20 protein-coding genes and 1 pseudogene are annotated in these 25,534 nt (G+C 66.4%); 5 read left to right on the top strand and 16 right to left on the bottom strand.

The genetic code is table 11. The features are described 5' to 3' along the window. Nucleotides 1–7: 7 nt before the first annotated feature. On the top strand, nt 8–2,110 hold the full coding sequence (gene recG / locus IPM49_07700; protein ID MBK9274409.1) for an ATP-dependent DNA helicase RecG: 2,103 nt from the start codon (nt 8–10) through the stop codon (nt 2,108–2,110). Between the two features lie 6 nt (nt 2,111–2,116). On the opposite strand, the gene IPM49_07695 is transcribed toward recG, so the two are convergent. Genes IPM49_07695 through IPM49_07685 form a run of 3 tightly spaced genes read right to left on the bottom strand, consistent with a single transcriptional unit; the run spans nt 2,117 to nt 4,635 of the window. Beyond that, entirely contained in the window at nt 2,117–2,848 is a 732-nt protein-coding gene (locus tag IPM49_07695; protein MBK9274408.1) for a lysoplasmalogenase, read from the bottom strand. Between the two features lie 42 nt (nt 2,849–2,890). After that, nucleotides 2,891–3,427 carry a GNAT family N-acetyltransferase gene (locus IPM49_07690; GenBank protein ID MBK9274407.1) on the bottom strand — a complete coding sequence of 179 codons (537 nt, stop codon included), beginning with the start codon at nt 3,425–3,427 and terminating at the stop codon, nt 2,891–2,893. Continuing rightward, the gene (locus tag IPM49_07685; protein MBK9274406.1) at nt 3,424–4,635 is read right to left on the bottom strand and encodes a sterol desaturase family protein; all 1,212 of its coding nucleotides are present in this window, start codon (nt 4,633–4,635) and stop codon (nt 3,424–3,426) included. The genes IPM49_07690 and IPM49_07685 overlap by 4 nt, the downstream gene beginning before the upstream one ends. A gap of 119 nt (nt 4,636–4,754) precedes the next feature. Between IPM49_07685 and IPM49_07680 the strand changes: the two genes are divergently transcribed. After that, nucleotides 4,755–7,184, top strand: coding sequence for a phenylalanine--tRNA ligase subunit beta (locus IPM49_07680; protein ID MBK9274405.1), 2,430 nt, complete (start codon nt 4,755–4,757; stop codon nt 7,182–7,184). Between the two features lie 27 nt (nt 7,185–7,211). After that, nucleotides 7,212–8,405, top strand: coding sequence for a hypothetical protein (locus IPM49_07675; protein MBK9274404.1), 1,194 nt, complete (start codon nt 7,212–7,214; stop codon nt 8,403–8,405). 3 nt (nt 8,406–8,408) lie between these two features. Here the strand turns inward: IPM49_07675 and IPM49_07670 are convergent, their stop codons facing one another. The 7 genes and pseudogenes from IPM49_07670 to IPM49_07640 all read right to left on the bottom strand — a co-directional run bounded on the left by IPM49_07670 (nt 8,409) and on the right by IPM49_07640 (nt 16,692). Continuing rightward, nucleotides 8,409–10,121, bottom strand: coding sequence for a hypothetical protein (locus IPM49_07670; protein ID MBK9274403.1), 1,713 nt, complete (start codon nt 10,119–10,121; stop codon nt 8,409–8,411). Then, a complete protein-coding gene (locus IPM49_07665; GenBank protein ID MBK9274402.1) occupies nt 10,118–10,681 on the bottom strand; it encodes an RNA polymerase sigma factor in 564 nt (187 codons plus the stop codon). The genes IPM49_07670 and IPM49_07665 overlap by 4 nt, the downstream gene beginning before the upstream one ends. A gap of 57 nt (nt 10,682–10,738) precedes the next feature. Then, the gene (locus IPM49_07660; protein MBK9274401.1) at nt 10,739–11,866 is read right to left on the bottom strand and encodes a PKD domain-containing protein; all 1,128 of its coding nucleotides are present in this window, start codon (nt 11,864–11,866) and stop codon (nt 10,739–10,741) included. A gap of 121 nt (nt 11,867–11,987) precedes the next feature. Continuing rightward, nucleotides 11,988–13,712: a T9SS type A sorting domain-containing protein gene (locus IPM49_07655; GenBank protein MBK9274400.1), complete on the bottom strand. Its 1,725-nt coding sequence runs from the start codon at nt 13,710–13,712 to the stop codon at nt 11,988–11,990. A 143-nt stretch (nt 13,713–13,855) separates the two neighbouring features. After that, the gene (locus IPM49_07650; GenBank protein ID MBK9274399.1) at nt 13,856–15,589 is read right to left on the bottom strand and encodes a T9SS type A sorting domain-containing protein; all 1,734 of its coding nucleotides are present in this window, start codon (nt 15,587–15,589) and stop codon (nt 13,856–13,858) included. 109 nt (nt 15,590–15,698) lie between these two features. Then, entirely contained in the window at nt 15,699–16,415 is a 717-nt protein-coding gene (locus IPM49_07645) for a transposase (protein MBK9274398.1), read from the bottom strand. Nucleotides 16,416–16,458: 43 nt separating this feature from the next. Next, nucleotides 16,459–16,692: pseudogene (locus tag IPM49_07640) on the bottom strand (transposase). Nucleotides 16,693–16,931: 239 nt separating this feature from the next. Here IPM49_07640 and IPM49_07635 point away from each other — a divergent pair. Further along, nucleotides 16,932–18,173, top strand: coding sequence for a hypothetical protein (locus tag IPM49_07635; GenBank protein ID MBK9274397.1), 1,242 nt, complete (start codon nt 16,932–16,934; stop codon nt 18,171–18,173). A 19-nt stretch (nt 18,174–18,192) separates the two neighbouring features. Here IPM49_07635 and IPM49_07630 read toward each other — a convergent pair whose 3' ends face one another. The 4 genes from IPM49_07630 to IPM49_07615 all read right to left on the bottom strand — a co-directional run bounded on the left by IPM49_07630 (nt 18,193) and on the right by IPM49_07615 (nt 22,521). Continuing rightward, nucleotides 18,193–18,720: an inorganic diphosphatase gene (locus IPM49_07630; protein ID MBK9274396.1), complete on the bottom strand. Its 528-nt coding sequence runs from the start codon at nt 18,718–18,720 to the stop codon at nt 18,193–18,195. Further along, the gene (locus tag IPM49_07625; GenBank protein ID MBK9274395.1) at nt 18,717–20,744 is read right to left on the bottom strand and encodes a urocanate hydratase; all 2,028 of its coding nucleotides are present in this window, start codon (nt 20,742–20,744) and stop codon (nt 18,717–18,719) included. The genes IPM49_07630 and IPM49_07625 overlap by 4 nt, the downstream gene beginning before the upstream one ends. A gap of 30 nt (nt 20,745–20,774) precedes the next feature. Continuing rightward, on the bottom strand, nt 20,775–22,241 hold the full coding sequence (locus IPM49_07620) for a T9SS type A sorting domain-containing protein (GenBank protein ID MBK9274394.1): 1,467 nt from the start codon (nt 22,239–22,241) through the stop codon (nt 20,775–20,777). 76 nt (nt 22,242–22,317) lie between these two features. Next, a complete protein-coding gene (locus tag IPM49_07615) occupies nt 22,318–22,521 on the bottom strand; it encodes a hypothetical protein (protein MBK9274393.1) in 204 nt (67 codons plus the stop codon). 202 nt (nt 22,522–22,723) lie between these two features. Here IPM49_07615 and IPM49_07610 point away from each other — a divergent pair, with 202 nt between their 5' ends. Further along, on the top strand, nt 22,724–23,704 hold the full coding sequence (locus tag IPM49_07610) for a glucosaminidase domain-containing protein (GenBank protein MBK9274392.1): 981 nt from the start codon (nt 22,724–22,726) through the stop codon (nt 23,702–23,704). Between the two features lie 744 nt (nt 23,705–24,448). On the opposite strand, the gene IPM49_07605 is transcribed toward IPM49_07610, so the two are convergent. Both IPM49_07605 and IPM49_07600 read right to left on the bottom strand, forming a co-directional pair. Beyond that, nucleotides 24,449–24,841, bottom strand: coding sequence for a group III truncated hemoglobin (locus IPM49_07605; GenBank protein MBK9274391.1), 393 nt, complete (start codon nt 24,839–24,841; stop codon nt 24,449–24,451). Beyond that, complete coding sequence (locus IPM49_07600) at nt 24,838–25,527, bottom strand: TrkA family potassium uptake protein (GenBank protein MBK9274390.1); 690 nt, start codon at nt 25,525–25,527, stop codon at nt 24,838–24,840. Before IPM49_07600 ends, IPM49_07605 begins: the two co-directional genes overlap by 4 nt. Between the last annotated feature and the right edge of the window lie 7 nt (nt 25,528–25,534).

The following is a 25,534-nucleotide window of genomic DNA, read 5'->3' as shown; positions in this document are numbered from 1 at the left end:
CGTCGTGATGCAGCCGTGGACCGAGACCCCCATCGAGTACCTGAAGGGCGTGGGCCCGCAGCGGGGTGAGCTGTTCCGCAAGGAGCTCGGGATCGCCACCTTCAACGACCTGCTGCACCACTTCCCGTTCCGCTACGTGGACCGCTCGCACTTCCACGCGGTGAAGGACGCGGTGGAGGAGGGCTTGGCCGTGCAGTTGAAGGGGACGCTCACGGGCATCAAGCAGGTGGGGCAGAAGCAGGGCAAGCGCCTCACCGCCGTGCTCAGCGATGGAACCGGAAGCATCGAACTGGTGTGGTTCAAGGGCTTGAAGTGGCTGCTGCAGCTGCTGCGTGAGGGCGTGGTGTACGTGGTGTACGGCAAGGTGAGCGTGTTCAAGGGCCGGCCGAACATCGCGCATCCGGAACTGGAGAGCGAGGAGTCCTGGCAGGTGGGTGGTGTCACCGGCCTGCAGCCCGTGTACAGCACCACCGAGAAGGCGGCGGCCAAGGGCCTGCACAGCCGCGCCATCGGCAAGCTCACCAAGGTGCTGGTGAACCAGCCCGGGATGCACCTGCCCGAGACGCTCAGCGCCGAACTGGTGGCCTGGCTGGGCGGCATGCCGCGTGCGCAGGCCTTCCACCAGCTGCACGCCCCCACCGATGCCCAGCAGCTCGCCGTGGCCACGCGCCGGCAGAAGTTCGAGGAGCTCTTCTTCATCCAGCTGGAGCTCATCCGCCAGAAGAAGCTCGTGCAGGAGCGGGTGGAAGGCCAGTGCTTCGACCGGGTGGGCGAGCTGTTGAACCGCTTCTACAAGGAGCACCTGCCCTTCGAGCCCACCAACGCCCAGAAGCGCGTGGTGAAGGAGGTGCGGCGCGACCTGGGCAGCGGCCGGCAAATGAACCGCCTGGTGCAGGGCGACGTGGGCAGCGGCAAGACGCTGGTGGCGCTGCTCAGCATGCTGATCGCCCTGGACAACGGCCGCCAGGCCGCCCTGATGGCGCCCACGGAGATCCTTGCCCAGCAGCACTTCGCCACGATCAGTGCGATGCTCAAGGACATGCCCGTGGAGGTGCGCCTGCTCACCGGAAGCACCAAGGCCGCGGAGCGGAGAAGCCTGCTCACCGCCCTGCGCAGCGGCCACATCCACATCCTCATCGGGACGCACGCCCTGCTGGAGGACCCCGTGCAGTTCCACGACCTTGGCCTGGTGGTGATCGATGAGCAGCACCGTTTCGGGGTGGCGCAACGGGCGCGCCTCTGGGCCAAGAACACCGTGCCGCCCCATGTGCTGGTGATGACGGCCACGCCCATCCCCCGCACGCTGGCGATGACGCTCTACGGCGACTTGGACGTGAGCGTGATCGACGAGCTGCCGCCCGGACGCAAGCCCGTGAAGACCGTGCACCGCTTCGACTCGGCGCGCAACGCGGTGTTCGCCTTCCTGGAGGACGAGATCCGCAAGGGGCGCCAGGTGTACGTGGTGTACCCGCTGATCGAGGAGAGCGAGAAGAACGACCTGAAGGACCTGACGGACGGCTTCGAGGCCATCACGCGCCGCTTCCCGCTGCCGCAGTACGCGGTGAGCATCGTGCACGGCCGCATGGACCAGGCCACGAAGGACATCGAGATGGCCCGGTTCAAGAAGGGGGAGACCAACATCCTGGTGGCCACCACGGTGATCGAGGTGGGGGTGGACGTGCCGAACGCGAGCGTGATGGTGATCGAGAACGCCGAGCGCTTCGGGCTGAGCCAGCTGCATCAGCTGCGCGGGCGCGTGGGGCGCGGGGCGGAGCAGAGCTTCTGCATCCTGATGACCGGCGACAAGCTGGGGGCCGAGGCGCGGGAACGCATCGGCACCATGGTGCGCACCAACGACGGCTTCGAGATCGCCGAGGCCGACCTGCGGCTCAGGGGGCCCGGCGACCTGATGGGCACCCAGCAGAGCGGGCTGCCCCAGCTGCATCTGGCCGACCTGGTGCACGATGTGGAGCTGCTGCAGCAGGCGCGCGCCGCCGCCATCCGCATCACCGACAGCGATCCCGAGCTGCGCGATCCGGCCCATGCGCCCATCGCCCGGGCCATGGAGGACCGCATGAAGGACAAGGCCGTGTGGGGCCGGATCAGCTGAGGCGCCTCAGGTGCGCAGGGCGTGGCGTCGCCGCCGTTCCTCGGGATCGAGCACGTGCACCAGGCAGCCGGCCGCGATGAGGAATTGCGCCCCGGCGTAAGTGACCATGATCAACACGTCGCCCATGGGCACCGGCCGTGCGAACCGGTTGCGGGCCAGAAGGCTGTCCGAGGCGACGAAGAGCACGGCGCCGACGAAGACCATCCAGAAGCTGCGCGGAAAGGTGCGGCGGAAGCGGAAGCCCGCGGCCACCCCCATCAGCGAGATCGCGATGGCGTAGGCCACCACGGGAAGCACCAGCGCCTCGTCCAGGTAAGGCATCAGGTCGTAGGCGAAGAAGAAGCCGTAGCTCAGAAGCAGCACCATGATCAGCACGGACACCCATATCCCTTCCGCGCCGTCCACCTCCACTGCGTTGTGCAGGAAGGCCACCGCGTAGCAGATCTGCGCCATCAGGAAGGCCGCCAGCCCGATGAGGAAGTTGAACTCGTCCAGGTGCTGGAACATCAGGGCGACGTCGCCCACCAACGAGAAGAAGAGCCCGGCCTGCACCAGCAGCGTGAACCGGTCGCCCACGCGCCGGCTGTTGAAGAAGAACCAGCTGGACAGGACGATGAGCAGGAGCGGCTTGCACACGTATTCGAGCGTGTGCCAGCCCCGCGCCTGTGCGAAGAGCGTGCCCACCAGGGCCGCCAGGTACAGGCCTCCGTTGATCGGCAGCGACTTGCGCGGATCCATGATGGTGCGCCAAGATAACGGCCCGCCGCCCGCCGTGTTCGGTCACCCCGCGGCCGGGGCCGTCCGGAACACCAGGGCCTCCACCCCGCGATGCACGGTGCGCTTCTCCGGCGCCATGCCGTTGCGGTGCGCCACGGCCTGGCTCCGGTGGTTCGCCGGGTCGATGAGCGAGATCAGCGTGGGGGCCAGGCGGCGCTCTTCGGCGAACCGCCGGCAGGCCACCGCGGCCTCCGTGGCATACCCGCGGCCCCACTGCGCCGGAAGCAGGTGATAGCCCACCTCCAGCTCCGGAACGCCGTCCACCTCCTGCGTCAACAGGCCCACCTGGCCCACGGGCCGACCGCTGTCGCGCAGCAGCACCGCGTTCAAGCCGCTGCCATCGGTCGCGTAGCGGTCCAGCGAGCGGCGGATCATCGCTTCGGCATCGGCGCGGCTCCCCACGGTGAACGGCATGAAGCGGATGGCCTCGGCGCTGGCGATGTAGTCCATCCACCAGGCCACATCCTCCGGCACCAGCCGCCGGAACAGCAGCCGCTCCGTGGTCAGCCCGTCGAGCGCGGGCACGGGGAGGGTGATCATGATCGGTGCGTGTGGAGGGCCACCTGGGCCAGGTGCGCCCCGCTGAGCACCGCCAGGGCGATCACCGCAGTTCCGACCCAGGGGAGGCTGACGGTCCCCGCTGCGGCCAGCCCGAGGCCGACGAACGCCATGAGGCGACCGGCTTCCGACAGAAGCACCCGCCGTCCGCCCTCCATCAGCAGCCCCATGTCCATCACCCACCAGATGATGAGCAACGCCACGCCCCCCTGCAGCCAGGTCGCGAACAGCTGCTGCTTGAACAGGAACAGGGAGGTGATGGCGAGCAGCAGGGTGAACTGAACGGCCGCGTATCCGCGGGTGACGGGCACCACCGCGGTGTCGAACTTGCGATGGGTCGCCCGGTCCTTCTCCCGGGGGCCCTGGAAGCCGCCGAGCTCCGCCGGGCGCCACCCCGGGGGCTTCAGGAACACGCGCACTTTGTCGCTCCATCGCGTGCAGCGCCGGGCCAGGTCGATCAGGTCGCCCCAGTAGTGGAAGTTGGCCTTCACCGGATCCCAGCTGGTGAGCGGCGTGGTGATGCCGTAGACCGGTTCCTCCTCCTCGCGCTGGTAGGTGCCGAACAGCCGGTCCCACACGATGAGCGTTCCCGCGTGGTTGCGGTCGATGTACTTGGGGTCGCTGCCGTGGTGGACGCGGTGGTGGCTGGGCGTGTTGAAGAGCAGTTCCAACGGGCCCATGCGGCCGATGGCCTTGGTGTGGATCCAGAACTGGTACAGCGTGTTGAAGGCGCCCACCGTGACGATGAGGACCGGATGGATGCCGAGCACCGCCATGGGCAGGTAGAACCACCAGCTGAACAGGCCCTGCCACCAGCTCTGCCGCAGCGCGACGCTCAGGTTGTACTCCTCGCTCTGATGATGCACGATGTGCGCGGCCCACAGGAAGTTCACCTCGTGGCTCAGCCGGTGGAACCAGTAGTAGAGCAGGTCCACCAGCAGAAAGGCCACCACCCAGGTGAGCACGCTCTGCGGCAGGGTGAACACGCGCCAGTGGTCGTAGGTCCACAGGTAGATGGAGAAGATGAGCGACTTCGTGAAGGCCCCGACCACCTGCGAGCCGATGCCACAGCCCAGGTTGGCGATGAAGTCGTTCAGCCGGTACACGTGCCGGCCGCTCCACGCGCTCCAGGCCAGCTCGATGCCCATGAGCAGGAAGAACAGCGGGATGGACAGGACGATGTACTCCATGACGCTCCGCCCAAAGCTAGGCCGGTGGTGGGCCTTGCGGCTGACGATGCCCGGCCGGCCGCTCCCGCCCATGCGTGGAGGACCCGCTTGGTATCTTCGCCGCCCTTCATCCGTACGCCATGCGCATCTCCTGGGACTGGCTCCGTGACCTGATCGACACCGATCTGGACGTGACCGCCGCCGCCGACCTGCTGACCAGCACCGGCCTGGAGGTGGAGCGCGTGGACGTGGTGGAGGCCGTGCCGGGCATGCTCGAGGGCGTGGTGGTGGGGCATGTGATGGAGTGCGCGAAGCACCCGGATGCGGACCGCCTCAGCGTCACCCGCGTCGACGTGGGTCAGGGCGGGCCGCTGCAGATCGTCTGCGGCGCGCCCAACGTGGCCGCCGGTCAGAAGGTGTTGGTGGCCCTGGTGGGCAGCACGCTCCACCTGCGCGACGGCAGCACCATCACCATCAAGAAGAGCAAGATCCGCGGGGTGGAGAGCCACGGCATGATCTGCGCGGAGGATGAGCTCGGGCTGGGCGAGGGTCACGACGGCATCCTGGTGCTCGGCGCGGAGGCCGTGCCGGGGACCCCGGCCGCACAGCAGCTCGGCCTTCGTCGTGATGCCGTGCTGGAGATCGGGCTCACCCCCAACCGCGCCGATGCCATGAGCCATCTGGGCGTGGCGCGCGACCTCGCCGCCGCGGTGACCCATCGCACCGGCCGACGCGCCGCGCTCCGCATGCCCGATGCATCCGCCTTCAGGGACGGCGCGGGGGATGGGGCCGTCACCGTGGAGGTGCGGGATGCGCATGCCTGCCCGCGCTATGCCGGGGTCACCCTCACGGGCGTCCGTGTGGGGCCTTCGCCCGACCGGCTCGCCGAGCGCCTCAAGGCCATCGGCCTTCGACCCATCAACAACGTGGTGGACATCACCAACTACGTGCAGCATGAGCTGGGCCAACCCCTGCACGCGTTCGATGCCGACCGCATCCGCGACCGGCATGTGATCGTGGGTCCGCTTCCCGACGGTACGCCGTTCACCACCCTCGATGGGGTGGAGCGTACCCTGGGCGCCGAGGACCTGATGATCGCCGACACCGAGGGCGGCCTGTGCATCGCCGGGGTCTTCGGCGGCCTACATAGCGGGGTCACCGAGGCCACCACCACCGTGTTCCTGGAGAGCGCCTGCTTCGATGCGGTGAGCGTGCGCCGCACGGCCCGCCGCCATGGCCTGCGCACCGACGCCTCCTTCCGTTTCGAGCGTGGGGTGGACCCCGCCATGACCGTGCACGCCCTCCAGCGCGCGGCCCTGTTGATGATGGAGCACTGTGGTGCGCGTCCCGTGGGCCCACTGATCGACCTGTATCCACACCCGAAGCCCTGGCGCCAGGTGCGGTTGCATGCTGCTGCGGTGCGCGATCTGGCCGGGATCGCCTTGAGCGTGGAGGAGCTCGAGGCCCTGCTCGCGCTGCTGGATTGCCGCATCATCGAACGCTCGGACCGGAGCCTGCTCGTGGAGGTGCCGCCCTACCGGGTGGACGTGCATCGCGAAGCGGACCTGGTGGAGGAGGTGTTGCGCATCCATGGGTTCGATCGCGTGCCGATCCCCGAGAGGCTGTCCGTGCCGCCCGCCGCACAGCATGGTCATCGTGCGGAGGAACCCGCCCAGGCCGTGGTGGACCACCTGGCCGCCCGGGGGTTCCGCGAGGTGATGACCCCGTCCCTGGTGAACGGGGCGATGTTGGAGCGGCTCGGTGCGGCCGGTGCCGACGTGCTCATCCGCCTCCTGAACCCCCTCAGCGCCGAACTGGACACGATGCGTCCCTCGATGCTGCCCGGGCTGCTCGGTGCCGCGGCCCACAACATCGCACGTCAGCAGCGCGACCTGCGGCTCTTTGAGCAGGGACGCGTCTATCACCGAGCCGGCGAGCGTCGCTCAGAGCCCGCGCGCATCGGGCTGCTGATCACCGGCAGGAACGTGCGGGAACGCTGGCGGCAACGCCCTCGCGCCGTGGAGATGGCCGACCTGAAGGCCGAACTGGAACTGCTCGTGGAACGCGCGCATCCCACCGCCCGCCTCCAGGTGAAGCCCCTCGAGCATCCCTTGCTGCAGGATGCGTTCGCGCTTGCCGGCCCCACCGGGCAGTTGGCCGTCGCGGGCACCGTGCGTCCGGAGGTCGCCAAGGCCCATGACGTGGACCAGGCCGTGCTCTTCGCCGAACTGTGCGATGCCCTGTGGACCCTCCCTGCTTCACCGGTGCAGTTCGCCGAGGTCCCGCGCTTCCCCGCCGTCCGCCGCGACTTGAGCCTGGTGCTGGACCACGCCACCACCTTCGAGGACCTTCGCCGTGCGGCCCATCAGGCCGAACGCAAGCTGTTGCGCGATGTGGACCTCTTTGATGTGTACGAGGGGGACAAGCTGCCTCCGGGTACCAAGAGCTACGCGGTCCGGTTCACCCTGCTCGACCTGGAGCGCACGCTCACCGATGAGCAGGTGGACAAGGCGATGAAGCGCATCCGTGAGGCCCTGGAGCGGGAGGCCGGGGCGAAGGTGCGCGGGTGAAACCACCGCTGCGCGCTACTTTCGGACATGCGCTTGCCCATCATCGCCGTGGTCCTGCTGACCGCGGCAACGACCTTCGGACAACCGATCACCTCCGTGGCCGACGGGGATTGGAACGATCCGGCCACCTGGGATTGCGCGTGCGTGCCCGATGGCATCGTCAGCGTCACCGTCGCACACATGGTGACCGTGACCCAGCCCGATTCGCTGCTCGACGGCGACCTGTACATCCAGAGCGATGGCCAGCTGTTGGGCACCTCGCTCGTGGTCGGTGGCATCTTCTTCAATTTCGGCCAGGTCACCCTGCAGGCCCTGGAGATCAAGCCGGGCGTCCTGCAACCGGACGCGGTGAACTTCGGGACCCTGGCCGCCATCCGTCTTGGCCTCCAGCGGGAGGCCTTCACCAACCTCGGTGCCATCACCGCCGACTCGATCCGCACCGATGTCGCGTGGGAGAACGCGCCCGTGGGGTCCGTGTCCGCCGGCTGGATCGCCGGCCCGGGGCAGCTTGATAACCGGGGGTCGGTGACCGGCTCGGGCGAGTTCGCCGCACGCTTCCGCAACGACAGCACCATCACCTGGAGCGGTCTTTTCCGGGCACCGTACACAAGCTCCAACCTCGGGAACATCGCCGTGGTGGGCGAGCTGCGCATCGAGTCCCTGTTGCTGGACAGCGGGCTCATCCTCGTGGAAGGCGATGTGCAGCTGGACGGCGACCTGTGGATGGCGGATGACAGTGCCTACCTCTCCATCGCGGGCGACCTGCGCATAAACGGCCTGCTTCGCGGTGCCGGTGCCGTGTGCGTCACCGATTCCACGGTGAACAGCGGGGTGATCACGGACAGCGTGGACGTGTGCGACAAGAGCCCGACCACCACGGCCCCCCCGTACCTGGACGTGGACCAGGGCGTGGTGGGCCCGGATGTGCGGTGGTGCACCGATCCGCGCTGCCAGCCGGTGGGCATCGATGGGCCGCAGGCACCTCGGAGCTGGTCCGTGTGGCCGGTGCCCAGTACCGGCCGGCTGTGGACCGCACCGGTCCCGGCGAACGTGAAGCAGGTGGAGCTGATCGATGCGACCGGCCGTCGCATCCGCATCCACGCCACGCGCAGCGGCGACGGGCTGCAACTCGACCTCTCGGCGCTGTCGCCGGGTCCTTATCTGCTGCGGGCGGTGGGTGAGCCGGGGCTCCCGACCGCACGGGTGCTGCTCGCTCGCTGAGCCTCAGCGCAGCCGGTGCGTCAGGCTCAGCATCGCACCCAGGGCCATGGTGCTGCGCTTCAGACCGCCCTCGAGCCCGTTGCCGAACTGCCCGCGCAGCACAGGCTCCAGACCGACCGACCACGCGCTGTTCCAGCGGTAGCGGATGGTGACCCGGGCCGTGTACCCGAACACCAGGCTCCGGAACTGCACCTCGTTGAGGTCGGTGTACCCATCCAGGGCCGGATCGGGCAGCACCCCGCGACGTGCGGTCAGCACGCCCAGCGTGGGCCCGCCGCGCAGCCCGAACATCCAGCGCCCCTGGGTGAGGTGCGCGTCCAGCAGCAGCGGCACTTCCAGATAGCTCACCCGGTTCACCTGCTCACGCGCCGCGCGCAGCAGGGTGACGGTCGTCGTGGTGTCATAGCCCACGCCGAGCACGTTGATCGTGGTGTCCACGCTGACGATCGTGTTGAAGAGCTGCCCGTTGATCGAGAAGGTGTCCGTGCCCAGGGTCACCGTGGTGTCCACCGGCGTCAGGAAGTAGAAGCGCTCCACCTCCTGCTCCGAGCGGCTGAGCTCCGGCGCCACCAGGCGCTCGGTGTAGGTGCTGTAGTGGATCCCGGTGCCGATGCCCACGTTGCGGCCCATGTGCATCACCTCGGCGCCGGCGCTCCAGCCCAGGCCGGTCCGTACCTCCGCCTCCCAGAGGTCGTGCTGCGCCCCACTGTACCGGCCGCGGCCCCAAAGCAAGCCGCCCATCGCGCTCAGCTCCCAGGGCGAATCCGGCTTCACGAGCGGGAGGGGCACGGTGGCGGTGTCGCCGCTGGTGACGGCGGTGCTGTCAAGGGCCATGGTCGCGGCGGATGTGGATGCAGCGCTGTCGGACGGCTGCGTGACCGCCAGGTCCTGCGGCACCTCTCCCGGCACCTGCGTTTCGTTCGCCACGGTTGATCCCCCTACATCGTTCAGCGATGACGGCGCTTCCTCTTCCTGCATGGTGGAAGGTGGCGGCGCTGCCGCAGTGGTCCCCTGCGGGGTCAACGGTTCGCCGGCCTCGCTGCCGGGCCGACCGTCATCGGTGGACCAGGCCTTTTCGTTCGCCGTGTGTTGTGTTCCACTTCCTGCCGTGAACGGGGATCGATGATCGTCGCTCCCGGGGTCGACCGCATCGGCCCGCATCGCCCTGTCAGCGGTGGATCCTGCGGACTGAACCGGTCCATCGCGCGCGATGATCGGGTCGGCGGTCGTGCCTTCAGCCTGTTCGTGTGCCAGGGTCTCCGCACCGGTTCCGCTCACCTGCGCTGTAGGTTGAGGTGCTGACCCGGAACGTCCCGTGGTGCCGTGCGACGTGGTGATCGCCGGCGCCGGAGCGGTGGTCGGGGTGGTGGTGGTGGACGATGTGGCCGTGCCCTTGGTCGCAGGGATGGGAACGACATCGTTGCTGCTGGCAGGGGTGGGGGTGGCGTGCGGTCGCTCATCCGCTCCGGCCACCTGTGCAGTGCTTCCGGCGCGGTGGTCGGCGGGCTCCTCGCCGGTGAAGGCCAGGTAGGCGATGCCCGAGCCGGCGATGAGCAGCGCGGCGGCAGCGAAGGGCCAGAAGCGTTGGCGCCGCCGACGCGCACGTTCGGCCAGGATCAGCTGCTCTGCGGCCTGCCAGTCCGCTTCCGCGAAGGGGAAGGTGCGCTCCTCCAACTTGCGGCGCACCAGGTCGTCGAATCGTTCTTGCTCGCTCATCGGGAAGGGGTTCGTGCACGGTCGACCGCCAGGGCCCGCGCCAGGGCCTGTTGCAGGATGCTCCGTGCGTTGGATACGTGCCACTTGCTGGTGCCTTCGCTGATGCCCAGCATGCCGGCGATCTCCGCGTGCGGGAAACCGTCGATCGCGAAGAGGTTGAAGACCTGGCGCGACATCGCCGGGACCTGCTCCAGCATGCGTTCCAGTTCCTGGACCTCCATGTGGCCCAGGTAGCTGTTCACCTCGGCGAGGTCCACGCGATCGGGCGGCGCCTCCAGCGTCTCGTGGGCCTTGCGTTGTTTCTGGCGGCGGTGGTCGTCGATCACGGTGTTGATCATGATGCGGCGCGACCAGAGCTCGAAGGGGACCTCCGGACGCCGGTCGGCCAGGTGGGTGAGGATCTTCAGGAAGCCTTGGTTCATCCGGGCCACCGCGTCCTGCCGGTTGCGCTCATAGCGGGTGCAGATGCCCATGAGCAAGGGATGCAGCAGCCGGTACAGCTCGTACTGCGCCTTGGGCTCCTCGCGGAGGCATCGTGCTATCAACTGCTCGCTCACCATGCGGGATGCGGCGTCGGTCGGCCGGGTCAGGTCATCCGGTCGCCGGCCTTCCTCCGATCATCGCTTCATGCTGTGGCGGTGAAGGGCCCAACCGTCGGCCGTGAGCCTGATGAGGAAGGGCCCGGACGGCAGATCCGTCAAGGGGACCTCCACGCTGTTGGCTCCCCGGTCGAGCCGGACCGTCTGCATGCCCAACACCCTGCCGTCCATGGCGAAGAGCTCCAAGCGCGCAGCGCCGGATGTGGAGCTGAGGAAGGCCAGCTGCTGCCGGTCGGTGCCCGGGACGGGCCACAGGCGAACGTCCGTGGGCGCCACCACCTCGGGGACGGTGACGGTCAGCGGGTCCACCACGCGGATCGAGAAGCCGCTCCGCGCGCCATCACCGCCCACCAGCCCGTTCAGCAGGCCGTCCGCATCCACCGTCACGCTGTCGCAGTACTGATCGGTGCAGCCGCTCGTGTCGGTGATCGCCAGGCAGATGGTGTAGGGACCCGGACCGCCATACACATGCGTGGGCTGCGCATCGGTGCTCGTGGTGCCGTCGCCGAAGTCCCAGGCGTAGGCCACCGCCCCGACCGAGCTGGTGCTCTGGTCGATCAGCCACACCTCGTTGAACAGCGGTACCGGATCGCCGGTGATCGAATCGATGAAGTAGGCCTGGATCGGCCAGAACGCCGCATCGCAAGCGCCCGGGACGGAGCCTGCGCAATCGCAGTTCGCGTCCCAGGTGTCGTTCACCGTGATGGGGTTGTTGTCATCGCACGGCGTGCCGGGCAGGGCAGGACCGTTCGGGACGCCCTCGCAATCCAACGGCACACAGTTCAGGGTCACGCTCACCGTGGTCGTGTCGAACACGTTCGCGACATAGCTCACCACTTCCGTCGCGGAGGTGCCGCCGCCGCACGGCACGCTGATCTGGAAGAAGCCGTTCGCGGAGGACATGAACACCAGGTAGGAGAACGCGCAGGATGTGTCGGCGATGACGGTGGTGTTCACCTGGGGCTGAGTGCCCTGCACGGAGAGGATCGTGACGGGTGCGAGCGGAGGGGTGCATGGGACCACGGTGCCTGCCACCTGCACCCAATACCCCTGTCCGAACATCGCGAGGGATGCGGCATGGGCCAGGAGGGTGAGCAGGAAGGGTCGAAGGTTGTTGAAGCGCATGGAGCGTTCGTTCATGGGCATACACGCAGGGAATGATGCCGGGGTTGGGTCCGGGAAGCAGGAAGGTAGTGGATCGCACGGCCCCACAAGGCAAGGACCCGCCTGGGATCAGGCGGGTCCTTGCGCAGATCGGTCGACCGGATCAGTGCCCGCGCACGAACTGTTCGGTGCGGGTGAAGCCCTCGGCGTTGAGGCGCAGCAGGTAGGGACCGGCCTCCAGGTGGGCCAGGTCAAGCCGCAGGGTGTTGGCACCCACGGTGAGGTTGGCGCGCTGCTGGTGGATCAGCTTGCCGGTGACGTCCAGCACGTCCACCTGGAGCGCACCGGAAAGGGTGCTGTTCAGGGAGAGCGTCAGCACATCGTTCACCGGGTTGGGCGCGATGGCCACCTCCTGGAGCACGTCCACCTCGTCGATCGCCGTGGTGCCGCCCATCACGTTGATGGTGAAGCCCTGGCTTTGTGCGCCCATGGGGAGGATGATGCCGTTCGCATCCACGCCCACGCTGTCGCAGTAGGTGTCCGTGCAGCCGAAGCCCGATACGGTGAGGCAGAGCAGGTAGGGCCCGTTGCCACTGTAGGTGTGGCTGGAGAAGGGCACGTTGCTGGTGGTGCCGTCACCGAAGTCCCAGGCGTAGGTGAAGCCCTGGCCGCCGTTGTTCAGGAAGAAGACCCAGATGGTGCCGGGGATGGGACCCTGCAGGCTGTCGTAGGCCTGGGTGACGATGAAGTCGGCCTCGCAGGGCAGGCCACCGGAGCCCACACAGTTGCAGCTGCCGTCCCAGGTGTCGTTGAAGGTGTTGGGATCGCCGTCGTCGCAGGGGGTTCCGGGCATGGCCGGACCGTTCAACACGCCCATGCAGTCGTACAGGAAGCCGTTCGAGGTGTCGGGCACGCACACGCAGTTCCAGGACCAATAGCTGAACGCCGTGAGCGGGTCATTGTCGTCACAGGCGGCACCGGGCACGTCAGGACCGTTGGGCACGCCGAGGCAGTCCACCCATCCGCCACCCTGTCCGGAACAGCCGCAGTTGGCGTCCCACACATCGCCCATCGTGTTCGGGTTGCCGTCGTCGCAGGGTGAACCCGGTACGTTCGGACCCCAGAGGATGCCGAGGCAATCGAACCATACGGCGCCCGTGTTGATCATGCCCAGGCTGTCCACCACGACGGTATCGCACATCCAGCTGCTGCAGCCGTTCGCATCGTCGATGGTGAGGCAGATGCCATACACCCCGGGTGCGTTGAACACGTAGTTCGGCTGGGGCAGATTGCTGCTGGATCCGTCGGGCATCCACCACTGGTAGGTGAAGGGGGCCATGCCCGAGCTCGTGTTCATGGTCAGGATCTCCCAGGGTGCGCCCTGCTGTACGGTAAAGGACGCCTGGCAGAAGGTCTGACCCACACCTGTGCACACGCAGTTCGCATCCCAGGTATCGTTCACGGTCAACGGGTTGCCGTCGTTGCAGGGAGTGCCGGGCACGTTGGGACCGTTGGGAACGCCCATGCAGTCCAGGCCACCGCCGCCGCAGGACAGGTTGATCACCGTGTAGGCCGTGTCCTGGAAGAAATTGAACTGGGCTGAATCCCATGCTGTGAGGTTCATGCCACCGCAGAGGGTGCTCAACTGGGCCCATGCCGGGTTGCTGGCCACGTAGAGCCAGGCCTCATAGTGGCACATCGAATCCACCACCGCGGTCACCGTCTGTGGGGGTTGTGTGCCCTGGATCGTCTGGATGGTGACCACCTGCCCGGGGGTGCAGCCCGCGATGGTGCCGGAGAAGATCCAGGTGTAGGGTTGTTGGGCCATGGAGGCCGTGGCAAGGGCCATGGCCAGGCCGAAGCCGAGGGTACGAAGGGTCGATCTCATGGAGGTGTGATTCAGGGTTCAACCCCATACACGCGGCGATGGTGGGTCGGGTTGGGTGGTGAAGGTATTTTATCCGGATCAGCCGGAAGCGGCCGGGCCCGCCTGTGTGTAGGCGGGCCCGGTGGTTGCGGAAGATGAACGGATCAGTGTCCGCGCACGAACCGTTCGGTGCGTGTGAGGCCGTCGGCGTTGAGGCGCAGCAGGTAGGGCCCGGCCTCCAAGTGGCCCAGGTCCAGCCGCAGGGTGTTGGCGCCGGTGGCGAGGTTGGCGCGCTGCTGGTGGATCAGCTTGCCGTTGACGTCCAGCACGTCCACCTGGAGCGCACCGGAACGGGTGCTGCTCAGGGAGAGCGTCAGTACATCGTTCACCGGGTTGGGCGCGATGGCCACCTCCTGGAGGACATCCACTTCGTCGATGGCGGTGGCGCCCATCACGTTGAGGGTGAAGCCCTGGCTCTGGGCGCCCATGGGCAGGAGGATGCCGTTGCCATCCACGCCCACGCTGTCGCAGAAGGTGTCGACGCAGCCCATGCCGTCGTTGATGGTCAGGCACAGTTGGTATGGTCCATTACCCGCGTAGGTGTGGGTGGGGTATGCGTCCGTGGAGGAGGTCCCATCGCCGAAGTCCCACAGATAGCTGAACGAACCACTGCCCCCGCCGGCCAGGTTCCACACCCAGAGCATGTACGGCACCGGATCGCTTGTGCCTTGCACACTGTCATACGTATAGGCCTGGATCACCCAGAAGTCGGCGGTGCAGGTCGGGCTCCACACGCCGGCGCAGACGCAGCCTCCGCTCCATGTGTCGTTGATGGTGAGCGGATCATTATCGTTGCAGGGCGTCCCCGGCAGGTTGGGCCCACCGGGTATGCCCAGGCAGTCCGGCGTGGTGTTGGCGACGCACAGGCAGAAGCTGTCCCACGTACCATTGACGATGAAGCCACCGACCGTATCGATGCAGGCGGTGCCGGGCAATGCGGTGCCTCCCGGAACGCCCAGGCAATCCAGTGGACCGGTGCTTGTGCCGGTGCACGAGCACCAAGCGGTCCAGGTGTCATTCACCGTGGTGATGTCTCCATCGTCGCAAGGTGCGCCCGCCGTATCAGGACCGAAGAGCGCACCCTGGCAGTCGAACCACATGGTCGTCCCCGTGTAGATCAGACCCACGCTGTCGATCACCAAGGTGTCCCCTTGGTACGAACTGCATCCCAGGCTGTCCGTGATCTCCAACCACATGGTGTAGTAGCCGGAGGATGTGAAGGTGAAGCCCGGCTCGAACGCACTGCTCGTGGAACCGTCGGGAAGCCACCATTGATGGGTCAACGGGCCGGTTCCGGTGCTCGTGTTGGTGGTGGCGATGATCCACGGTGCGATCTGCTGCACGGTGAAGCCCGCCGTGCAACCGAAGTGACCGACACACGCACAAGTGCTGGTCCATAGGTCGCCGAAGGTCAGCGGGTCACCATCATCACACGGCGTTCCGGGAAGGTCTGGTCCCCCCATGACGCCCTGGCAATCCGCGATCGACGTCCCGCAGTTCAGGACCATCGATACATAGGCGGTGTCGTTGGCTCCACCGAACTGCACGCTGTCGTATGTCGATACAAGCGCGCCTCCGCACATGGTCGACAGCGTGATCTCCGCGATCGGGCTGGTCAGGTTCAGCGGAACGCCGAAGGTGCACGTGTTCGGGTCCACCGATAGGGTGAGGTTGTAGGCTGGCTGGGTGCCTCCCACCGTCGTCAACGTCACGGTCTGGCCCGTGAAGCACGTATTCACCGAACCGCCGATGATCCAGGTGTACGGGCCTTGGGCCTCACAGGGGCTCGCCAAAGCGGACAGAACTGCGATGAACAACGTTCGGGAAATGATCGTCATGGCTCAGCGCGGGTTGGTCGTGTTCCTTTGAGCTACACGATCGACCATGGTCCCAGGTTGGGTCCGGGCCGATGTTCGAAGGTAGTTGTCCTTCCGGCATCGCCTATTTCTATGACATGTGCAAGCGAGGTTGATAAGGTCTGCCTGAGTGGATCACGGCCCAGAGGTGGTGGATGATCTTGCCGGCCACGTTGTTGAGCACGACGATGGGTCGTTTGCCTTGAGCGATCTTGCGGTGATAGTAGTCCTGTAGGTCCCCGGGCACACGGACGGCGGCCAAGGCGGCCAGTTTCAAGAGGCTTTTGAGCCTGTGGTTGGCGAAGGAGGACGTGGCGGTCTTTCCACGCACACTGGACCCAGAGGTGCGTTCGAAGGGTGCAACACCGGCATAACAGACCAGTTGCCTGGGTGAGTCGAAGCGGGTGAAGCCTTCGGTGTGGGCGATCAGCTCGCTGGCCAGCACCGGACCGATGCCCGATACGGTCTGTGCCAGCTTGTTCCTGCCCTGCAAGGCGCTGTCCTTGCGGAGGAACACCGCGATGGCCCGGTCCAGCTTGGTGATCGACAGCTCCAGGGCCTTGAGCTGTCGCTGGAGCTCGGCTTTCACCAGGTCCTTGGTGTTCCCGGTGAGGTAGAGCACGTTGTCCTTCAACTGCGCGGTGTTCTTGCCCCGCTCCTTCACCAAGCGCTCGCGAAGTGCCAACAGCGCCTTGAGCTCGGCGAACTCCACGTGGCTCTGGCCGACCAAACGGGCCTTGTCCCTGAACCGGTGCGCGTATTGTGCGATGCGCCGTGCATCCACTTTGTCGCTCTTGCCCCGCTGCATGCCGATGCTCAAGCGGATATCCGTGGCGTGGGCCAGCCAAGTGGGGGTGGCCCAGGTCCAGCAGGGTCTTCACCACCCCATGGCTGTAGTGCCCGGTAGGCTCCAGACACACCAGGGCGGTGGTGTCGCAGTGCCCCTGCCTGGCCCACTTGCGCAGTAGCGACCGCAGTCCAACACAGTTGTTCTTCACCCGCTCCTCCTGCACCAGCTTGCCTTGTTCGTCCTGCAAGACCACATCCAAGGTCGCCTTGCTTACATCGATACCGATCGTTCTCATGGTACTTTTGGTTCGTTCCACCTCTGAAGGGGCTGAGCAGGTGTCCGTTGCTTCAGAACTCTAACAGGCCGCGAGCCTCAATTTCTATCCGAGCCGTGGACACCGGGGTACGAGAGGTCCCAATAGGCGCACAGGACCAGATCCTGAACCTTGGCCCGGTTCACCTCCCGTACCGCTCGGCTTCCTTCAGTTGGTTCATCCGCTAAGTTCAGCGTGCAAGCCTAGAGTACCTTGGTTCCATGCGTTCGCTCTCCCTCGCGGCTGTGGTGACGTTCGCCATCGGATCGAGCGCACAGACCACCGTCTCGTCCGTGGCCGCCGGGGCATGGACCGATCCGTCCACGTGGAACTGCGGGTGCGTTCCCCAGAACGGGGATACCGTCGATGTGCAGCACACGGTGGAGTTGCCGACCGATGTGGTGCACCTCGGCGGTGCCTTGCGCATCACGGCCTCAGGTGCCCTGGTCGGAAGCGGCTCCAGCGGCCTGTGGAGCACCGCGCCTTTCATCAATGCCGGCTCCGTTTCGCTGCACCGGCTGGTGTTGCTGGACGGAAGCGCCTGGACGGATTCTCTCGTGAACACCGGCAGCATCGCCACCACGCGACTGGCCATGCGTCGTGCGGGCCGCAACACCGGGGTCATCTCCGCCATCGACTCCCTGGTGTTCGACCGCTGCTCCTTCCGCAACGAGGCCACCGTCAGCAGTCGCGTCACCTGGGTGCGCGACAGCCTGGTGTGGAACGAAGGGCTCTTCATCAGCTACGCGCTCGTGGTGGACAGCACCGGCCTCTTCCACAACGTGGGCACCTGCCGTGTGCTGGAGCACCTTGCCGTGCGCACGCTGGGCAACTTCAACGTGGCCTCCGGTGCGGTGGAGACCCACGTCCTGGGCGATGCCGACATCCGCTGGGGGCTCAACGTGTGGGATGCGCTCATGCAGGTGGATGGCCGGCTGCATCTGAACGATGCCGAAGTGCCCATCCCACACCTCACCTTCTTCGTGCAGGGCGGCGGCATCCACGCGGGTCACTTCCGCAACCAGGGATGGGCTGATGGACCGGGCACGCTGTGCATCGCCGACAGCGCGGAGAACCTCGGCATCCTTCACCCCGGGCTCACGATCTGCGATGCCACGCCGACCAGCTTCACCTGGCCCTATCTCGATCTGAACACAGGCACGGTCGACCCGGGTGTGCTGGTCTGTCCGCAGGGCAGTTGCACGGTGGGGGGTGTGGAACCACCACGCCTTTCGGAGATCCGCATGATCCAGGTCAACGGATGGTGCGGCGTGACCGGCCTTCCGGAAGGTCGTGTGGAGGCGGCGCTCTTCGAGGCCGGCGGGCGTCGGCTCGCGTGTGCGCTGACCTGTACGGGGCCCACGCGGGAACTGATCGTGCCGATGATCTCCGGCGGAGTTCACGTGCTCCGCGTCACCACCACGAACGGAACGCACGCTTTGCGTTTCGTGCAGGCGCCGTGATCGGCCACCCGACGGGGCCTCACTTCACCAGCCAACGGGTGACGGTGTCGATGGCCTCCTGGCGCCCACGCACGGCCACCAGCTCCGCGCGGTCCTCGGGGTCGTAGTGCAGCAGCCAGGTCACCAGGATGTCGCGCGCCGCCGCGGGCAGCTCGTGGAGGTCTCGCGCCTCCAGGGTGCGCAGGGCCGGATCCACCGGCAGGGCCACCAGCTTGTCGTCGCGCTCCCCGGCGTCCAGCAGCTCGATCACGCCGATGGGTTCCACCTCCACCACGGTGCCGCTGGGCAGGGCGGTGCACAGCACGAACACATCCAATGCATCCCCATCGCCGCCGGCGTCCTTGTCCATCCGGGTGCCGGGGACGAAGCCGTAGTTGGCCGGATAGGGCAGGAAGGTCACCCTGCGCGGGACGCCGCGCCGCTGGTCCACCGGGAAGGAGCCGCTCGCCGGGTCGTACTGCCGCTTCTCCACCGTGCCGGCGGGGATCTCGATCACCGCCCGCAGCACCCCGGGCCGCACCCAGGAGTCCAGTGCGTTCAGGCTCATCGGAGCGCGCCGTCGATCACGCTGTCATCGGCCTCGTTCGGCAGGGTCACCTTCAACAACGGTGTGCGCTTCATCTCCTGCTCGATGCTCCACACCGCGTTGGGGTTGCGGGCCCAGGCGCGGCGGGCGATGCCGTTGTTCACGTCCCAGTGCAGCATGCTCCGCAGGCGGCGGTCGCTGTCTGCGCTGCCATCGAGCACCATGCCGAAGCCGCCGTTGATCACCTCGCCCCAGCCCACGCCGCCGCCGTTGTGCAGGCTGATCCAGGTGGCGCCGCGGAAGGCATCGCCCACGAAGTTCTGCACGGCCATGTCGGCGGTGAAGCGCGATCCATCGCGGATGTTGCTGGTCTCGCGGTACGGGCTGTCCGTGCCGCTCACGTCGTGATGGTCGCGGCCCAGCACGATGGGCGCGCTGATCTCGCCGCGCTTGATGGCGGCGTTGAAGGCCTGCGCGATGCGGATGCGGCCCTCGCTGTCGGCGTAGAGGATGCGCGCCTGGCTGCCCACCACCAGCTTGTTCTGCTGCGCGCTGCGGATCCAGTGCAGGTTGTCGGCGATCTGCTGGCCGATCTCGGTGGGCGCCTCCTTCATCATCGCTTCGAGCACATCCCCCGCGATGTGGTCGCTGGTGGCGAGGTCCTTGGCATCACCGCTCGTGCACACCCAGCGGAACGGCCCGAAGCCGTGGTCGAAGCACATCGGTCCCATGATGTCCTCCACATAACTGGGATAGCGGAACTCTTCCCCGTGAAGGCCACCGATCTCAGCACCCGCGCGCTTGCTCTCCAGCAGGAATGCGTTGCCGTAGTCGAAGAAGTACATGCCCTGGTCGGCGAGGGTGTTCACGGCGGTCACGTGGCGGCGCAAAGTCTCTTGCACGCGCTGCTTGAAGGCCGCCGGGTCCTGCACCATGAGGGCGTTGCTCTCCTCGTAGCTGAGACCCACGGGGTAGTAGCCGCCGGCCCAGGGGTTATGCAGGCTGGTCTGGTCGCTGCCGAGGTCCACGTGCACTTTACGCGCCGCGAGACGCTCCCACAGGTCCACCACGTTGCCGAGGTAGGCGATGCTGTGCGCTTCGCCCTTCCTCTGCCAGGCGAGCGCGGCATCGATGCACGCATCCACGTCGGTGATCACTTCATCCACCCAGCCCTGGCTGTGGCGCTTGTGCGCGGCGGCGGGGTTCACCTCGGCACAGATGGTGACCACGCCCGCGATGTTGCCGGCCTTGGGCTGGGCACCGCTCATGCCGCCCAGTCCCGCGGTGACGAAGAGCTTGCCCTTCGTGCCAGGCGACGACTTGATCATGCGGCAGGCGTTGAGCACGGTGATGGTGGTGCCGTGCACGATCCCCTGCGGACCGATGTACATGTAACTGCCCGCCGTCATCTGTCCGTACTGCGTCACACCAAGGGCGTTAAAGCGCTCCCAGTCGTCGGGCTTGCTGTAGTTGGGGATCATCATCCCGTTGGTCACCACCACGCGGGGTGCATCGGGATGGCTGGGGAAGAGGCCGAGCGGGTGGCCGCTGTACATCACCAGCGTCTGCTCGTCGGTCATTTCGCTCAGGTACTTCATCACCAGGCGGTACTGCGCCCAGTTCTGGAACACCGCGCCGTTGCCGCCGTAGGTGATCAGCTCGTGCGGGTGCTGTGCCACGGCCGGGTCCAGGTTGTTCTGGATCATCAGCATGATGGCCGCGGCCTGCCGGCTCTTTGCGGGGTAGTGGTCGATGGGCCGCGCGTGCATGGGGTGCTCGGGACGCAGGCGGTACATGTAGATGCGGCCATGCTCCTGCAGCTCCTGCGCGAACTCGGGCGCCAGCGTGGCGTGGTGCTTCGGGTGGAAGTAGCGAAGCGCGTTGCGCAGGGCCAGCTTTTTCTCGCTGGCCGTCAGGATGTCCTTGCGCTTGGGTGCGTGGCTCACGCCGGGGTCGAGCGGGCGGGCGGGGGGAAGCACCTCGGGGATGCCTTCGCGGATGGTCTGCTGGAAGGCGAACAGATCGGAAGCAGTGGCAACGGACATGGCGCGAAGATCGGCCGAAGAGCCTTGACCCTAGCGTGCGATCACCACGGGTTGTGGGCGCATCCCCTCCACGATCATCAGGTAGAGGCCCACGGATAGATGCCGCACATCGATCGATTCCGCGGCGGAGCGGATGAACCGTTCCAGAAGCACCTTGCCGGTCCTGTCCAGGAGTCGTGCGTGCCGACCGACGGGCGCGTTCGTCAGCATGAGCCGGTCAGCGGCCGGGTTCGGGAAGAGCGCAGGCGCAGGTCGATCGGCCGTGCCAACGCTCAAAGTCAGGATATCGTCATCCGGATGAACGGTACCGATCGTGTCGCAGTCCACGACCGAGCCGACCAGGAGGTACTCTTCGTTCGCCTCGAAGTAGTTGCCACGCGACCAGTTCAATCCGATACCGGCGGTATACAGGACCCCGCAGGTGTCGACCGCTCCGCCATCGCAGTGGTCGCGGATCATGCACTGCAGCGGGTCTCCCGGTGCCGGTTCAACAACGATCGCCATGAAGTGTCCGCTCTGGTTCCACTGGTCCTGAACGGTCCGGCAGCCCAAGGTGTAGCGCCCGGATCCATCCCGGCCATGGTGCGCAATGCAGATCAGGCTGTCGCCGAGGAGCTCGCTGCGATGTCCGATCACCTGGCCCGGATAGGACAACAACAGATCGGCCCAGGGCAGTTCCGGCCTGCCAGCGGTCCAGGTAGTACCCAGGATGTCCTGATGGCCGTAGGTGTTCGTCGTCCCTCCCAGCCAGGAGCTCGACCACGCATAGCGGTGATCGATCATCGTTCCATCGAACACCATCTGTCCGTCGTCCACGGCACCCGTATCGATGGTGAACTTGTATAGCCGACGCTGTCCGAACTCGGATGAGACCCCATCCGTTTGTGCCGTGCCAGTGGCGTACTCCACCACGTCATTGGAACCGTACGGGAACATCGCTTCCAAGCGGGGTACGAGGATACCGACCTCCGGCCCATGCACCCCGACCAGAGCATGCTCGTTCCACGTAAGGATCCCGTGGTCCGGAGAAAGGGTGATCGATCCTCCGTTGGAGAGTTCCACCCGTTTCCGCTCGACGTCCATCCCGAACAACTGCACCGTGTCCACCAGCACCACGGTCGCCGTGACGCCCGCAAGGGTGTCGAACAGCCATGAGGTACCGATGCTGCTCTGGGGAAGAACGACCATGGAGCCCGGTCCCTGGAAGTGCCAGACGGTCGGCCCGACGAGCGCCATGCGCTGCAAGAACTGAGGCTGGTCGAGCAACAGGAACAACCCGGATGCAGAGCAGGTGTCGCAGACGGTCGCGATCCTGTTCAGCGCGTACCTGAAGCTGTCCGGCCCGAGCGTATCAACGTGCGTGACGAAGATCTGGGCGTTGATCGTGTCGCTGCCGTCGTCGCTGTAGTTGTACTTATAGGCCGGGTTCAGCAGGGCCCAATTCTGGCCGAGTCCACAGAAGCCGACCAGGAAAGCGGGGACGACGAGCCAACGCATCGTTTATCAGGACGGTCCGTCGAAGGTAGTCGCTGCTCCGCGGCAGGCTGGTCCACCAGACCTCGCTCCACGATCCTCACCCCACCTTCCCCTTGCCCTGCTTGTCGTGGAACCCGTATGGACAATGCCGGCACCCGCTCTGGCAGCAATACCCGCGCTTGCGGTGGTACTGCTCGGTGAACACGAGGTAGCCCTCCTCAGTGAAGTAATAGTCACCGGCTTCGAGGCCGAGCCGCTCCAGGCGCGCGCCCCGTTCGGGCTGGCTGCTGCTGTCGTCCATTCCCTTGTCTCCCAGCCCTCTAACGTTTGACCGGCAAGATTGTTCGATCGCGAAGGTGCAAAGATCGGACAAGGTTATGCGATGGTGATGTCCGACCGCGTTCTATTCACGATCCGTGGTGAGCAGTCCTGTGGATGGATCGTGAACAACCCTCCTGTTCCCCGGTAGTTTCGGCCCTTGGCGAAGACCGCCTTCTCGGACCATGCGGATCGTGAACTTGTTGAAAACCCTGTTGCTGGGCACCCTGCCGGTGCTGCCGGTGGTGGCCCAAGGCCAGCCGCCCAACCGCCGGCTCACGGCCGAAGAGTACATCGCCCAGTGGCAGGAGGTGGCCGTGGCCAAGATGAAGGAGCATGGCATCCCCGCCAGCATCACCCTGGCCCAGGGGCTGCTGGAGAGCGGCAATGGCAACAGCGAACTGGCCCGCGATGCCAACAACCACTTCGGCATCAAGTGCACGCCCGACTGGCGCGGGGGCAAGGTGTACCACGACGACGACCGCAAGAACGACTGCTTCCGCAAGTACCGCGACGCGGCGGACAGCTACGAGGATCACAGCAAGTTCCTGCTGCGGCCCCGCTACGCCGATCTGTTCACGCTGAGGCCCACCGACTACAAGGGCTGGGCCCACGGCCTCAAGAAGGCCGGCTACGCCACCGATCCGCGGTATCCGCAGAAGCTCATCGACCTCATCGAACGCTACGAACTGAACAAGCTGGACAGCGGCCAGCGGCCTGCGCGACCGGCCAAGCCCAGGACAGCGCCGACGACACAGCCCACCCGCCCGCCACGGCGCGGGGACAGCGAGGAGGTCACCGTTACCATCGGGGCCGCACGCCCCGTGGAGCGTTACGCGGGTCGGATCAAGATGGTGACCGCCCGCAAGGGCGACACGTTCGAGCGCCTGGCCGGGGAGCTGGGGCAGATCCCCGGCATGATGGCCCGTTGGAACGACCTGCCCAAGGACGCCGGACTGGCCGAGGGCCAGGTGATCTTCCTGCAGCCCAAACGCAACAGCGTGAAGGCCCCGGCCACCCACACGGTGAAGGCCGGTGAATCGCTGTGGAGCATCAGCCAGCAGCACGCCATCAAGCTGGACAAGCTGGCGGCCTACAACGGCCTGTCGCCCGATGCGCCCGTGAAGCCGGGCACGCGCCTCACCCTGCGGAAGCCGAAGCGCTGAGCACCTTGTGCTATCACCGCGGCGATGCTCACCGCGCGGGCGATGGCCTCCTGCTGCCCTCAGCAACGGCCAGTTGAAGCCCACCGGGAACTGACGATGTGCCGCGATCGCCCTCCGACAGCCTTGTTCACCGGTCGGCACGACGCGACGTCGGTCAAGTGGCGGTGCCCCCGATCAGAGACACTGTTGACGGAAGGAACAAGGGCTCCCAAGGTGTCAGTCGTAAGTGCGAGGGAACCGGAGTGTGGTTCGGTGGTGAGGAGGTCGGAGCCTATGGATGGCCACTGAACATATGTATGGCCATACATATTTCCAGACCCCGTGCTTTGCGCCCCTCAAGTGCGTTCAATGGCTCGCGGATCGGTGGCGGTGCTGCTGGTCATACGACCTCGCATCCCACCGCGCCTGATCTGGCATCATATCGACCATGAGATTCCGCAAAACGAATAACACGCTCAAAGACAAGGGCTTATATGGAACCTGGCCGTGTACGGCCATGGGTTAACATATGTATGGCCATACATATATCAGCCGTCCCACCGAGCCTGTCAGCGCTCTCAACCGAAAGGCATGTGTGAAAAGGACCCAAGCGAGCGGGTCCGAGCTGCCTGATGTATCTCGCACGACAGCCGCTTGGGCCACCGAAGCCAACCGGGAACTCACGATACGCCGGGATCGCCCCTTTGACAACCTTGACCATACACCGGCACGACGCAACGTCGGCCGACCGTCCGGGCACGCGCCTCACCCTGCGGAAGCCGAAGCGCTGAGCACCTTGTGCTTCATCACCGCGGCGATGCTCACCGCGCGGGCGATGGCCTCGTCGGCCTTGGGCCCGGCATGGCGCTCCCGCACCGTATCGGTCCACAGCTCCACCCACCGGTCGAACTGCGCGGCGTTGAGCGGGAGCCGTCGGTGCAAGGCGATGTGGGCGCTCATGGGCTCGCCCGCGTAGCCGGCCTGGCCCAGCAACAGACCCTTCCAGAAGGCCTGGATCCGCGGGGTGTGATGCGGCCAGTCCACCTCGGCGAACCAGGGCGCGAGCACCGGATCGGGCCGCACCCGCTCGTAGAAGGCCAGCACCAGCGCGTCGATGCGCTCCGGGCTGTCCAGGTCGGGTGGTGGGGCGGTGCTCACTCGTTCTCGCCGGTGAAGGCGGCCATCTGCTCCTTGGTGCCGAAGAGCACCAGGATGTCACCCTTCACCGGGGTGAAGTCGTTGTCCACCACGCCGAGCGCGCCGAGCTTGATGGAGCGGCGGCCCAGGAAGCCCTTCTCGCTCTCCTTTCGCAGCACGGTGACCAGGCCGATGCGCCGCTGGCGCAGCTCGCTGATCTGCCCCACCGGCTGGCCCACGTAGCGGTCGGGCACCACCACTTCGGCGATCATGAAGCCGCCGGGCAGCTCGAACTGGTCCACCAACCGGCGCAGGTTCAGCTTGCGCGCCAGCCCTTCGGCCGCCTTCTCCTCGGGGTGCACGATCTCGGTGACGCCCATGGAGTTGAGCACCATCTCGTGCAGGTCGTTGATGGCGCGGCTGATCACCCGCTTCACTTTGCGGTTCACCAGCAGCGCGGTGGTCATGATGTTGGCACCCTCGTTCTCGCCGATGGCCACCACGGCGGCGTCCAGCTCGTCCAGCGGCAGGGTGTCCATCGCCAGCGGATCGTTGCTCTCCAGGCACACCGCGAAGCTCACGTCGTTCTTGAGGCTCTCCACCTTCTCCATGGTGTGGTCGATGGCGATCACCTCGTGGCCCAGCTGGGTGAGCTTCACCGCCAGGTTCTTGCCGAAGTTGCCGAGGCCGAAGACTGCGATCTTCATCCGTTGT

It is taken from the genome of Flavobacteriales bacterium, from assembly GCA_016715895.1.
Taxonomy (GTDB): domain Bacteria; phylum Bacteroidota; class Bacteroidia; order Flavobacteriales_F; family PHOS-HE28; genus PHOS-HE28.
This window is presented reverse-complemented; position numbering and strand designations above follow the sequence as displayed.